General features: G+C 73.6%; 11 protein-coding genes. 6 read left to right on the top strand and 5 right to left on the bottom strand.

Annotated features, from left to right (window positions below):
• Window positions 1-51: 51 nt before the first annotated feature.
• Window positions 52-951 carry an NAD-dependent protein deacetylase gene (locus tag ABZ858_RS26710; protein ID WP_361383599.1) on the top strand — a complete coding sequence of 300 codons (900 nt, stop codon included), beginning with the start codon at window positions 52-54 and terminating at the stop codon, window positions 949-951.
• 180 nt (window positions 952-1,131) lie between these two features.
• Window positions 1,132-1,413 (top strand): hypothetical protein, encoded by a 282-nt coding sequence (locus ABZ858_RS26705; protein ID WP_361383596.1) that lies wholly within the window; start codon window positions 1,132-1,134, stop codon window positions 1,411-1,413.
• Window positions 1,414-1,560: 147 nt separating this feature from the next.
• Here ABZ858_RS26705 and ABZ858_RS26700 read toward each other — a convergent pair whose 3' ends face one another.
• The gene (locus ABZ858_RS26700) at window positions 1,561-2,424 is read right to left on the bottom strand and encodes an SDR family NAD(P)-dependent oxidoreductase (RefSeq protein ID WP_361383593.1); all 864 of its coding nucleotides are present in this window, start codon (window positions 2,422-2,424) and stop codon (window positions 1,561-1,563) included.
• A 183-nt stretch (window positions 2,425-2,607) separates the two neighbouring features.
• Complete coding sequence (locus ABZ858_RS26695) at window positions 2,608-3,147, bottom strand: GNAT family protein (protein WP_361383590.1); 540 nt, start codon at window positions 3,145-3,147, stop codon at window positions 2,608-2,610.
• Between the two features lie 165 nt (window positions 3,148-3,312).
• On the opposite strand from ABZ858_RS26695, the gene ABZ858_RS26690 reads away from it, so the two are divergent.
• Window positions 3,313-4,224 carry a hypothetical protein gene (locus tag ABZ858_RS26690; RefSeq protein WP_361383587.1) on the top strand — a complete coding sequence of 304 codons (912 nt, stop codon included), beginning with the start codon at window positions 3,313-3,315 and terminating at the stop codon, window positions 4,222-4,224.
• Window positions 4,225-4,312: 88 nt separating this feature from the next.
• Here ABZ858_RS26690 and ABZ858_RS26685 read toward each other — a convergent pair whose 3' ends face one another.
• Window positions 4,313-6,595, bottom strand: a complete 2,283-nt coding sequence (locus ABZ858_RS26685; protein WP_361383584.1) for a protease pro-enzyme activation domain-containing protein — start codon at window positions 6,593-6,595, stop codon at window positions 4,313-4,315.
• A 201-nt stretch (window positions 6,596-6,796) separates the two neighbouring features.
• Entirely contained in the window at window positions 6,797-8,254 is a 1,458-nt protein-coding gene (locus tag ABZ858_RS26680) for a hypothetical protein (protein WP_361383581.1), read from the bottom strand.
• Window positions 8,255-8,687: 433 nt separating this feature from the next.
• On the opposite strand from ABZ858_RS26680, the gene ABZ858_RS26675 reads away from it, so the two are divergent.
• The 3 genes from ABZ858_RS26675 (at window position 8,688) to ABZ858_RS26665 (ending at window position 11,094) form a co-directional block, all read left to right on the top strand.
• Window positions 8,688-9,293 (top strand): papain-like cysteine protease family protein, encoded by a 606-nt coding sequence (locus tag ABZ858_RS26675; RefSeq protein WP_361383578.1) that lies wholly within the window; start codon window positions 8,688-8,690, stop codon window positions 9,291-9,293.
• Between the two features lie 5 nt (window positions 9,294-9,298).
• Entirely contained in the window at window positions 9,299-10,186 is an 888-nt protein-coding gene (locus ABZ858_RS26670; RefSeq protein WP_361383575.1) for a hypothetical protein, read from the top strand.
• A 338-nt stretch (window positions 10,187-10,524) separates the two neighbouring features.
• Window positions 10,525-11,094, top strand: a complete 570-nt coding sequence (locus ABZ858_RS26665) for an ATP-binding protein (protein ID WP_361383572.1) — start codon at window positions 10,525-10,527, stop codon at window positions 11,092-11,094.
• Here the strand turns inward: ABZ858_RS26665 and ABZ858_RS26660 are convergent.
• Complete coding sequence (locus ABZ858_RS26660) at window positions 11,091-12,524, bottom strand: short-chain fatty acyl-CoA regulator family protein (RefSeq protein ID WP_361383569.1); 1,434 nt, start codon at window positions 12,522-12,524, stop codon at window positions 11,091-11,093. The two genes, ABZ858_RS26665 and ABZ858_RS26660, sit on opposite strands and share 4 nt — an antisense overlap.
• Window positions 12,525-12,923 lie beyond the last annotated feature (399 nt).

The raw sequence follows: 12,923 nt of genomic DNA, 5'->3' as shown, positions 1-12,923 counted from the left end.
TCCCGTTCCCGTTCCCGTGACCGCCGAGCGGTCGTTCCGTACCCTGACGGCATGCGCATGCGCCCCACCCTGAGCTGGACCCCTGACGAGGACCTGCCGCCGGGCACCACGGATCTCCGGCCGGTCACCGACGCGCTGGGCGCCGGTGGTGTGCTGGTGCTCAGCGGGGCGGGCATCTCCACCGAGTCGGGCATCCCCGACTACCGGGGCGAGGGCGGGAGCCTGAGCCGGCACACCCCGATGACGTACCAGGACTTCATCGCCGGGGCCGAGGCCCGGCGCCGGTACTGGGCGCGCAGCCACCTCGGCTGGCGCACCTTCGGCCGGGCCCGTCCCAACGCCGGGCACCGGGCCGTGGCCGCGTTCGGGCGGCACGGACTGCTCTCGGGTGTGATCACCCAGAACGTGGACGGCCTGCACCAGGCCGCCGGCAGTGCGGGCGTCGTGGAACTCCACGGAAGCCTGGACCGGGTGCGCTGCCTGTCCTGCGGCGCCGTCAGCCCGCGCCGCGCCCTCGCCCAACGGCTGGAGGAGGCGAACGCGGGTTTCGCGCCGGTGGCCGCCGGGATCAACCCGGACGGTGACGCCGACCTCACCGCCGAGCAGGTGGGGGACTTCCGGGTGCTGCCCTGCCTGGACTGCGGGGGCGTCCTCAAGCCGGACGTGGTGTTCTTCGGGGAGGCCGTGCCGCCGGCGCGGGTCGAGCACTGCCGTGAGCTGGTCCGGGCGGCCACCTCACTGCTGGTCCTGGGGTCCTCGCTGACGGTGATGTCCGGGCTGCGGTTCGTACGCCAGGCGGCGCAGGACGGCAAGCCGGTGCTGATCGTCAACCGGGACCCGACCCGGGGCGACCGGCACGCCCTGACCCGGGTCGCGCTCCCCCTGGGAACGGCCCTGACCGGCGTGGCCGCCCGGCTGGACGTGCCTCTGGACGACCGGGCGGCGGCCTGAAGGCCCGCTCACGACGTTCCGGTGATCGGGCGGTGATTGGCAGGTTCTTGGCCGGTTCGGGCGGTGGGAGATGCGCTGCGGTGGGTATCCGCTGCCGTGATCGGGACGAGGCGCCGATCACCGACGGCGCCGTCCCGCTCGGGGAGACTCGGGGGAACCCGAGGAAGGGAGACACGGCACATGGCCGCCGACGCGAGCACGAACTCCGCCCGGATCACCGGGAAGGTCCAGGGCAAGGACATCCTCCTGTACGGCCGCCTGTCGAAGGAGGAGATCCGCGACAAGGTCTGGTGGTGGCAGCCCGCCGGTGAACGGGAGGAGCACGGCCACGAGTACGACGACTCCCAGGAGGACGTGATCGCCACCCTGGGCGGCTACTACGAGGTCCCCGGCGACCCCGATTCCTCGGACGCCGACGAACTGGTGGACCTCGTGTACTCGGAGCTGCGCCCGGACGAGTGACGGGACGGACGGCGGCCGAGCCCGGCCGGTGCGCCACGGTGAGCAGGTCAGCCGACGGCACCGGCAGGGCCGACGGCACGGACCTCGCCATCGCCATCGCCATCGCCATGGGCCTCGGCATCCGCACGCCGTTACGCCGTCACGCCGTCACGCCGTCACGCCGGCGAATATCGCGTGTGTCGGTGTCGGTCGGCGCAGCAGACTCCCCGCATGGTCGACGTGCGGGGGTTCCGGGACGGGGTCGCGGGGTGGGCGCGGGGTGATTCCGGTGGGGCGGTCAGGGAAGCGGCGGAGTTGCTGGGGGTGCGCACGGTCGTTCTGCTGGAAGGGCTGAGCGACTTGGCGGCCGTGGAGGCGCTGGCCGCGGGGCGGGGCCGTGATCTGGCGGCCGAGGGGGTGTCTGCCGTGGCCGCGCAGGCGGCGGTCGAGTTCCAGCCCGAAGTACATCTGCGCCAGCTTCGAGCGTCCGTAGGTGCGCTTGGCCCGGTAGTCCCGCCGGGACTGGAGGTCGGCCAGGTCCAGCCGTTCCGTCTTCGCGGCGAAACTGCCGACGGTCACGACGCGTGCCGCCGGTGCGGCCGACAGCAGCGGCAGCAGACGGCCGGTCAGCGCGAAGTGCCCGAGATGATTCGTGCCGAACATCAGCTCATGCCCGTCCCGGGTCTCGCGGCGCGGCGGGTCGTCGAGCGCGACACCGGCGTTGTGGACCACCGCGTCGAGGGCGTCCACCCCCAGGGAGTCCACCGCGGCGCCGAGCGACGACAGGTCGGCGAGGTCGAGGCGTACGGCCCGTACCTTGGCGCCGGGCACGCGCGAGCGGATCGACGTCATGGCGGCGTCGGCTCTCGCCGGGTCCCGGCTGCCCAGTACGACGGTGGCTCCCGTCGTGGAGAGCTGTTCGGCGACGAAGTACCCGATGCCCGCGTTGGCGCCGGTGACCAGGAAGACCCGGCCCTCGGCGCGCGGCGGCCGGTGGACGTCCCAGGTCGGGGCGGAGGTCGTGAGCGGCATGCGGTGGGCTCCCTGGTTCCGGAGTGATGCTGGTGCGGGACGGGGTGGTCACGGCCGCCCCCGGCGGAGCGGCTCGCCGATCACGCTCCCACCGGGGCACCGACACATCGTCCACGGACCACCGACAGCCCGCCCCGGACGCCGACATCACGCCGACAGGCGGCGCCGCTCCTGGGCCAGGAGTCACGCCGACAGGCGGCGCCAGTCCTGGGCCAGGAGCCCGAGCAGTACCTCGTCCAGGAACTCGCCCATCACCCACGCCGAGGAGCGCAGCACGCCCTCGCGGACGAAGCCGTTGCGCTCGGCGGAGCGCAGCATCGCGGTGTTGTCCGACAGCGTCTCGATCTGGAGCCGGTGCAGGCCGCGCACCACGAAGCCGTAGTGGCACAGCACCGCGACCACGTCGGTGCCGTATCCCTTGCCGCGCGCGGACGGCAGCAGCCCCACGCCGATGTGGGCCAGCCGGTTGTGCGTGTCGATGCCCCACAGCGTGGCGGCGCCGATCAGCGTGCCGCCCTCCGACTCCACCACGGAGAAGGGGACATGCTTGTCCACCGTGTCGTCCACCACGAGCCGCGGGTCCTTCGCTCCCGGTGTGATCGGCCGCCACGGGGCGCCCTCCGCCCGCGAGGCGTTGACCACGTCGTCGTACAGCTCGGTCCGCAGGATCGGGATGTCGTCCTCGTGCCGGGCCCTGAGCCCGACCTTGTCACCCTTCAGCATGCAGGCTTCTTATCCGACCGGCTCGACCGGCGGCAATCCGATATGCCCGCGCCCGAGCCGCCGTACGACCGGTGCGCGGCCCCGCCCGGACCGCGCGCATGACCGCGCGCACCACCTCGCGTACGACCCCTGCCGCCGGCCCGCGCGGCGCTCTACAGTCATGCGATGGAGTTGAACAGTCCGCTTGCCCGGGTGCTGCGCGACGGGCCTTTCGAGGCGGCGCTGTCCGCGGCCGTCGACCGGTCGGGGCTGACCCTGGACCGGCTCCGTGAGCGCCTCGCGAGCCGTGGCGTGCGGATCTCCCGGGCCACGCTGGTCTACTGGCGGCAGGGCCGGTCGCGGCCGGAGCGGGAGGCGTCGCTGGAGGCGGTGGCCGCCCTGGAGGAGGTACTCGGACTGCCGCGCGCCTCGTTGCTGGCCCTGCTCGGCCCGCGCAGGCCGCGCGGCCGGTGGGTGGGGCACACGCCCGGGACGCTGCCGCACTCCACGGTGTGGCCGCCGGTCACCCAGATCATGCGGCGGCTGGCCGCGCCCGCGGAGGGCGATCTGCTGGTGCGCTCCGTGCACGACGTGCTCACGTTGGGACCGGAGCGGTGCGAACGGGTGCTGCGGGTGCGCAAGGTGGTGGAGTCGGCGGTCGACCGGGCCTTCCGGCTGATCAGTTACTACCAGATCGACGACCCCGACCGGGACGCCCCGCGCCTTGGCCGGGTCTGGTACGGGCGGGCCGGCCGGGCCGAAGTGGCGGGCCGGTACGGGCTGATGGCCGCGGAGATACTCCTGGACCGGCCGCTCGGCCGCGGCGACCGGACCATGGTGGAGTACGAGCTGTGCTTCCCGCCCGGCCGGCCGCTGCTGTTCTACCAGCGCTGGTTCACCCGCCCGACCGCCGAGTACGTGCTGGCGGTCGACTTCGGGGCGCAGCCGCCGGCCCAGTGCCACCGCATCACCCAGCGCTCGCCGGGGGCCCCGGAGCGGGTGGAGAGCGAGGTCTGGGTGGGCGGTGGCGGGGTGGTGCAGAGCATCGCGACGGATGTCCCGGCCGGGGCCGTCGGCCTGCGCTGGCAGTGGGACTGACCCGGCGGCCGGAGCAGAGGGTGAGGTGCCGTGCCGCCAGGGCCTGCCCGGCCAGATCCGCCGGGCAGGCCCTGGCCGCGCTACCGGCTCAGGAGGACAGGAACACGAACCAGTAGAAGGAGACCGTCGCCGACTTCCCGCTCGCGTCGGTCACCGTGAGCCGCGTGTTGTAGTTGCCCCAGGCGCTCGGGGTGCCGCTGATCACGCCGGTGGAGGAGTTGATCGCGAGCCCCTTGGGCAGCCCGGTCGCGGACCACCGGTAGGGCGTGGTGCCGCCACTGGCCACCGGGGTGAGGCTGGTGGCGCGGTTCTGGTAGGCCGTCTGGTTACCGGGGTTGGCCAGGGTCGGCTTGGTGGTGCCCGGCGCGGTGACGGTCAGCGCGTAGTGCGCGGTGTGGGTGGCCGGGCCGGCGGTGCCGGTGAGCGTGATGTCGTACGTCCCCGGAGCCGCCGAGGCCGTGGTGGTGAAGGTGGCGGTCGAGCTCTTGCCGGGAACGACCGAGGCCGGGGCGAAGGAGACGGTCACGCCGGAGGGGGCGCCGGAGGCCGTCAGGGCCACCGAGGACGGCGGGGTGGTCCCGGCGCTCACGGAGACGGTGGCCGTGGTGCTGCCGCCCGCGGTGGCGCTGCCGGAGGCCGGGCTCACCGTGACGCCGAAGTCGGTGGACGGCGGCGGTGTGTTGCCGCCGAGCAGCGCCTCGCCCAGCGCGTCACCCTGGAAGGTGCCGAGGCCGGTGCACATGTCGTAGCCAGGACCGGCCTTGTACGTGCCGTTGTCACCGGTGGTCACGTCGTGGAAGTACGTGCTCCCGTCGCTGCCTGCGGCCAGGCCGTAGAGGGTGGCGTCGAGCTGCCCGAGCCGCTTGCCGCCCTTCTGGTCGAGCAGGGCGACATAACCGGCCCACAGCGGGGCGGCCAGGCTGGTGCCGCCGGCCGACACCCACTGGCCCTTGTTGAGCACCGACAGGCCGCCGGCCTGGAAGTCGGCGACCAGGGCCACGTCGGGCACCATCCGTGCCTTGCCGGTGCCGGGCTGCCAGTCGGGCTTGGGGTAGATGTTGGAGGGGCCGCCCGCCGAACGGTCGTTCTTGCTGTTGTCGTTGCTGTTGTTCCAGACCGATTCGCCGCTGTAGGTCCCCGCCGCGTCCGAGGTGGTCAGCTTGGTGCCGCCCACTCCGGTGAAGAGCGGGTCGCTGGCCGGGTACACCATCTGCTGGGTGGAGTCACCGGCGTAGGCGCAGCCGTACGCGCCGCGGTCACCGGAGGCGCTGAGCAGGGTCACGCCCTGCAGTGCGAGCTGGTTGAACGAGTCGTGCGAGGAGGATATGAGCGAGGAGGAGGCGCAGGACTCGCCGTTGCCCCAGGACGTGGTGAGTACGTCGATGGCGTTGTCGGAGGCGATGCGCGCCATCATGTCCGTCCAGGCGGCGTCCGTGTTCGGGGCCTCGTAGACGAGCTGGGACGCCTTGGGGGCGAACGCGGCGACCGCGTCGATGTCCATGTTCGCTTCCAGCGGGTCACCGACGGAACTGATGCCGCCGTCCACCGGTACGACCTTGTACGGGATGCCGCCCAGGCCGAAGTGACTGGCCCAGCCGTTGACGTCGCTCTGGTTGAAGCCGTCGAACTCGACGAGACCGACGGTCTTGCCGGAGCCGTCGAAGCCACCCGACAGGCCGGACAGGCCGTACGCCTTGACCAGTTGGGCGGGTGTGTAGCCGCCGCCGGGGCCGCCCGGACCGGCGGGGGCGGCAACCGGCGGGGTGGACATGCGGTGGGCGGCCGCCTGGTCGGACAGGCCGGTCACGGCGCGCACGACGCCGGCCAGCGCGGCCGGGACGACGGGGTCGGTGTCGGGGGCGAAGAAGTGCTGCCCGTTCGCGCCCTGGTAGTGGGAGAGCGAGGTGCCGAACGCCTTCGCCGCCTCCTCGGCGGTGCCGGTGACCGTCACGGACTGCCGGTTGGCGGTGCTGCCGGTGACGGTCAGGCCCCGCGACTTCAGCCAGCTCTCGACCTGTCCGAGCTGGGCGGCGCTGGGCGCGAAGCGCTGATTGTACTGACGTGCCGTCAGGAAGTGCCGGTAGGACGGCGAGTGCGGGTCGCCGACCGCCTTGACCAGGGCGTCCAGTGCGACTTGGTCGCGCGGCCGCAGGGCGACCGAAAGAGACAGCCGTTCGCCGCCGGGCAGCGCCGCCAGCCGGTGGGCGCCGGACGGGTGGGCGTCGCCCACCACCGCCGAGGGCGAGGGAGTCGGCGACGGCTGGGCGACCGCCGTCTGGGCGAGTCCGGTGACGGTGGCGGCGACCGCGAGGGCCAGGGGCAGGGCGCAGGCGGCCCGCCGCCGTCTGCCGGTGCCGGGGAGTCGGTACATCGAGTCTCCTGAAGTCGGTGGGGCCGAGACGGACGCAGCGCTGCGAGCAGACGGAGGTTAGGCGCGGGCGTTCACGTACCGGAAGGAGCCAGTGACTTGTCGGCGCGAGCCCGCGGCGCGGCGGGAAATGCCAGGTCGACGGCGGGCGTGCGTCACAGGCCGTCACAGAATTGCGTCACTGTGGCGGGAACCACGCGACGTTCAGGAGCCGTCCCAGGACCAGCGGATGCCGAAGCGGGACGGGGCGAGGTCCAGGCCCACGGTGTGGGTGCGCAGGCCGGCGTCGAGCCGCAGCACGCGTTCGCGCACCTCGGCGGGGGAGGCGTGCTCGGCGGGGGAGGCGTGCGGGATGTGGAAGGCGTAGCAGCTCGTGGGCGGCGCCGCGGGGTCGAAGCGCACCTCGATCACGCATTCCCGTACGGGTACTTGCAGGTACAGCCCGGCCTGGTGGGCCGCCGGCCGGGTGACGGCGTGCTCAAGGACGTACTCGACGATGACGGTCTCGCCGCGCGCGAGCGGCCGGTCGAACAGCAGCTCGGCCACGAGGGTGCCGTGCGCCGGGTCCTGCGAGACGGCACCGACGCGCTCGGGCGAGGACGGCCGCAGCACCGGCGCCGGGCCGGGCTGGTCCGCCTGGTAGCTGACGATGTACCGGTCGGGTCCGTCCGTCTCGGCCCGCAGCACCTGGCGGCTCCACAGCACGTGTTCCCGGCCGTGCGCGTCGATGTCCACCCGGTGGTGGCGGCTCACGCAGGTCAGATGGGCGGTCCAGCGGGTCTCCACCGCGTCCAGCGTGTCGTGCAGCAGCCCGGACCACGCCTCGGCCAGGCTGGGCCGGCCGGCCGCCGCGTTCACCCAGCGGCCCCGGGGCTTGGGGGGCGCGAGCAGCGAACTCAGCGCGGTGGCCGGGAGGTCGAGGACGCTCTCCAGGGCCGCCAGGGCCATCAGCGCGTGCGGCCGCTCGGGCCGGCACTTGCCCGACTGCCAGGCGCTGATGGTGGCGGCGGTGACGGGGGCGCCGTGCTGGCGCAGCCGGTCCTGCAAGCGGCTGAGGCTCAGCCCCCGGACCCTGATGGCCACGCGCAGCGCCTCGCTGAAGGGTCCGGTGCGCAACAGTCCCGGCAACTGGCCGGGCTGGTCGGTCTGGTCGGTTCGGCCGGGCTGGTCGGGCTGGTCGGAGGGGTCGGGCTGGCCGGTCCGGTCGGTCTGGCCGGGCTGGGCGGAGGGGTCGGGCTGGCCGGTCCGGTCGGTCTGGTCGGGCTGGTCGGAGGGGTCGGGCTGGCCGGTCCGGTCGGGCTGGGCGGACTGGGCGGAGGGGTCGGGCTGGGCGGTCCGGTCGGTCTGGCCGGGCTGGGCGGAGGGGTCGGGCTGGCCGGTCCGGTCGGTCTGGCCGGGCTGATCGGTCTGGCCGGTCCGCGCGGGGGGCAGGGCGTGGGACGTTCGGGCGTCATCCGCCTCGGTGCTACGGCGCCCGGCGTCACGGCCCTCGGTGCCACGGCCCTCGGTGTCATGACCCTCGGTGTCATGGCCCTCGGTGTCATGGCCCTCGGTGCCATGGCCCTCGGTGTCATGGCCCTCGGTGCCACACGGCTCGGTGCCACGGCTCTTCGTGTCACAGGGCTCGGTGTCACGGGGGCGGGGCCGAGGCTGGTGACTCATGGGCGGGAGCCGATCTCCGGGAACCGAATCGGTGGGGCGGCGGTCATTCTCGCACGCGGGCACGCACGCGGAACCGTCGCGTCCGCCACCCCGCCCCGCACCCCGCCCTCCCCCCTCCTCCCCCCGCCCTGCTGACCCGCTCTGCCTCGTCCCGCAGGTGAACGCCGAATTCCCATAACGCTTGACGATCCCGAAGCCCTTGCCCTGTCCATGGCAATTCAACAGACTTTCATCTGCCGGTCAGCGGAACGCCCCACAGGGCGGAGCCGCTGCCCGAGCCCTCCGGATTCTCCCCCTGTTCCGCACGGGCGCCCCACCACCGGCGGCCCGCGCACTCCCCTACGGCGGCACCGGCCCGGACTCCGGGGCACGGCCGCCGTGTCCGGCGCAGGGCCGGAGCACCACCCATTCCCCACAGCAAGGACCGTGTGCCATGTCACCCACACCGCTCCGCGCACCACGTCACCGCCGCCGGCACCGGCTGGCGGCCGCGAGTCTCGTGCTCGCCGCGGCCCTGACGGCCACCGCGGCCTCGGCCACCGCCGCCTCGGCGGCCACCGGCAAGAACGTGCTCAACATCACCATGCAGCAGCAGGAGCAGAACAACTGGTGCTGGTCGGCCAGCGGCAACACCATAGCCAGCTGGTTCGGCTACAAGTACTCGCAGACCCAGTTCTGCAACGCCGCCTTCAACCGGCCCCAGGGCTCCTCGTGCCCCAACAACCAGGCCGCGCTGGAGGACGACCAGACCGCGTTCAGGTGGATGGGGCTGTCCGCGGGCACCGTGACGTCCAGTCCCATCAGCTACAGCTCGGTCCAGCAGCAGATCAACGCCCGGCAGCCGATGATGGCCCGCATCCAGTGGAGCTCCGGCGGCGGTCACGCCGAGGTGCTGTACGGCTACGACACCTCCAAGTCGTGGGTGTACTGGGGCGACCCGTGGCCCAGCGACACCCGGTACAACTGGGCGACCTACGACTACTACCGCAGCAACTCGACCTTCTCCTGGACCCACACGCTGTACGGAATCGGAGCGTGACCCCCGTGAGCACCATCAAGGCAGACACCGTGCCGCGCGCCGCCCGTGTCCTCGGCTGTGCGGCCCTCGCCGCCACCGCCCTCGGCCTGTGCGGGGCGGGTACCGCCGCGGCGGCCACCCCGGCACCGCCGGCGCCGGCCGCGCTCAGCGCCGCCCAGCTGACCGCCGGCCGCACGGCCGCCGGCAGCGACGCCACGCTGAAGGTGCTGGACGACTTCTTCGCCCACGCCCCCCGGCAGGGCGGCAGCGCGGTGGCCGGGCACGCGGCCAAGGACGCCACCACGCACCTGTCGGGTGACAGCGTGGCCGTCTACGCCCTCAACCCCGACTTCGTGAGCGGCAAGGCGGGCGCCCCGGTCGCCCAGGCCGGGTACGTCGCCACCAAGGCCGTCTCCGCCACCGGCCAGACCGCCAGCGTGTGGAGCCTGCGGACCGCCGACGGCTGGAAGGTCGTCAACATCGCCAGCGGCTCGGACGAGACCGACTACGCCGCCCGGGCCGGCGGCGACGGCACGGCCTTCCGCGAGCCCCAGGTCAACGCCTGGTACGTGCTGCGGGGCGACCGCGTGCTCCCGCTGAACGCCGAGGCGAAGGCCACCGTCGGGGCGGCCGGCGAGAGCGTGGCCGCGTACTACGCGCACGTGCACAGCGCCTACGGCGACAAGCTGCCCGGCTCGTCCTACGCACGCAAGGGCTACGCGGGCGGCTTCGGCACCGCGGCGGCCGAGGCGGCGGCCGGCCAGAAGACGACGGCCGCTTCCACGACCGCGTCCGCGACCGCGTCGGCCGCGCACGGGCCCGGGCAGGCCACCACCACCGCCGCGCTGGCCGGCACCGGCGCCCTGCTCGGACTGACCGGTGTCCTCGCCAGGCGGCGCCTGCGGCGTCGGTGAGTTCACGCGGACAGCGCCCCGGCGGCGGTACGACCGCTGCCGGGGCCGTCCCACGTGCCCCGGTGCCCGGGAACGGGCCGGTCAGATCCACCCGTCCAGATCCACCCGTCGCGGACGGCGTACGGGGCGAGCAGCGCGGGCGGCACGCGGTCGCTCGTCCGCCTTGCCGTTCCGTACTGCCTTACTGCCGTCCGTACTTGCCGTACCGCCGCCCGTACTGCCGTCCCTCTTGCTGTCCATCTGACGCCAGGTGCACCGCCTCGCCACCGCCTCGCCACCACCGGGGCCTCCGGCCGGTAGGAGTGGTGTCCTGCCCCGTGCCCCGAGGAGATACCGCCATGCACCGCGCCCAGGCCCGTTCCAGTCTCGAGTTCAGCTTCGCGGCGGCCCCGGCGGCGGTGCGCGCCGCGCGGCACCGGATCTCGGCGACGGTACGGGAGTGGGGCGTCCCGCTGGACGAGGAGCTGTACTTCCGCCTGGAACTGGTGGCGTCGGAGCTGCTGACCAACGCGGCACTGCACGCGGGCGGCCGGCTGACCGCCGTGGTCGCCCTGGAGCTGGACCTTCTCGTCGTCGAGGTCCTGGACGAGAGCGCGGCGGCGCCCCGGCCACGTACGGCGGGGCCGGACGACGAGAGCGGCCGCGGCCTCACCCTCGTCGACGCCCTGTGCCTGTTGTACGGCAGCGAGCCCACGGCGGAGGGGAAGCGCTGCTGGGCGGTCCTGCCGCTCCGGCCGGCGCACATCGGCACCGGCCCCGCCCACGACCCGGACACCTCCGCCGGCCCCTGCTCCGCCCATGGCCCGGACCCCGCCCACGACCCGGACCCCGCCTACGGCCCCGACTCCGTCCGCTGGTCGCTCACCCCCGGCGGGTTCCGCCTGCTCGCCCGGCTGTGCGCGTCCTAGGAGCGCGAGGTGCCGCGGGTGCCCCTCGGCTGAGGTTCCGCCACCGGATAGGGCACGAAGGTGCTGCTGTTCTGGTCGATGCGCAGGGCGCGGCCCAGGGGCGGGGCGGCCCGCTGGGGGCAGTCGAGGCGTTCGCAGACGCGGCAGCCCATGCCGATCGGGGTGGCGGCGGAGGCGTTGGTGAGGTCGAGTCCGTCGGAGTAGACGAGCCGGTGGGCGTGGCGGGTCTCGCAGCCGAGGCCGATGGCGTAGGTGCGCCCCGGTTCGCCCCAGCCACCACGGTGCCGGGTGACCGCGCGGGCGGTCCACAAGTACCGCTGCCCGTCGGGCATTTCGGCGAGCTGGACGTGGATGCGGCCGGGGGCGGCGAACGCCTCGTAGACGTTCCACAGCGGGCAGGTGCCGCCGGCCCGGGAGAAGTGGAACCCGGTGGCCGACTGCCGTTTGGACATGTTCCCGGCCCGGTCGACGCGGACGAAGGAGAAGGGCACCCCGCGCAGCCGTGGCCGCTGGAGGGTGCTCAGGCGGTGGCAGACGGTCTCGTAGCCCATGCCGTAGTGGTCGGCGAGGCGCTCGATGTCGTAGCGGACTTCCTCGGCCGCCGTGTGGAAGGCGGTGTACGGCAGGATCAGGGCGGCGGCGAAGTAGTGGGCGATGCCGATCCGGGCCAGGGTGTGGGCGGGTGAGCCGGGCGGGAAGTCCTCGGCGGCCTGCCGGTCGAAGGCGTCGCTGCCCTCAAGGAGGGCGAGCTGGGTGGCCATGCGGAAGGCGCGCTGGCCGGGCCGGAGGCGGCCGGAGAGGTGGAGGGTGCGGGTGCGTTCGTCGTAGTGGTGCGGGTGGCCGCCCTTCTCGCCGGTGAGGCGGACGCCGTGGGTGCCGGCAAGGCGGACCGTCAGGGCCGCGGTCACCTCGCCGGGCCGGATGCCGATCTCCTCGGCGAGGTCCTCGGCCGCGAGGTCGGTGTCGTGCAGGTAGTTCTGCCGGCGGTAGAAGAAGTCGCGGATCTCCTCGTGCGGTGAGCGGGGTGCCTCGACGGGGGTGCCGCGGCCGTCGGCGGCGCCGGCGAGCCGTTCGGACAGGAGCTGGTTGCGGCGTCCGAGGTCGAGCAGGACCTGCGCGACGGCGGGCAGCCGGGCGGCGAGTTCGGCGAGGTCGGCGGAGGAGACCCGGGACGCGGCGATCTCCCCGGTCAGGGTCTCGCGCAGGTCGGCCACCAGCCGGGTGGTGTCGCGCTCGGAGAAGAAGCCGGGGTCGACGCCGAAGGTCTCGGTCAGCCGGAGCAGGACGGGCACGGTGAGCGGGCGCGAGTCGTGCTCCATCTGGTTCAGGTAGCTCGGCGAGATGCCCAGCACCCGGGCCAGTTCGGCCTGGCTCATCCGGCGTTCCGCGCGCAGCCGCCGCAGCCGCGCCCCCGCATAGGTCTTGCTCAACCGACCGCTCCTCGCACCGGGCACCTGACCCGGCCAGCGTACGGGACACATACCCCGCCCGACCCTTCGCAACGTTGGCAAAAAGCGGCGAGAAGATTCGCAGAAGTTGGCACCGGTCCACAGTTGATGGCACTCAGTGCCAGTGTCAGAGTCGTAGTGCGGCCCGCCGGAACCGGCAGCCACCACCCGGAACCGGGGCGCGATTCACTGCCCTGACGTCGGAGATCCCGGCATCCGTGGCGGTCTGCGTCGGCAGCGTTGCTCAGCTTCACCCTCCGGGGTGACGGCGGGCCGCACCCCAGCAAGCGACACACAGTGCCATCTCTGTTCGTCCGGGCGATGTCCGGGCGGCGGGATTGGCAGCCGGTACAGCCGGCACAGACCGAGGAGACGGTGACA

Source organism: Streptomyces sp. NPDC047017 (genome assembly GCF_040644175.1).
GTDB lineage: Bacteria > Actinomycetota > Actinomycetes > Streptomycetales > Streptomycetaceae > Streptomyces.
The sequence above is the reverse complement of the archived record's forward strand: the minus strand, read 5'-3'. Positions and strand labels throughout refer to the sequence as shown.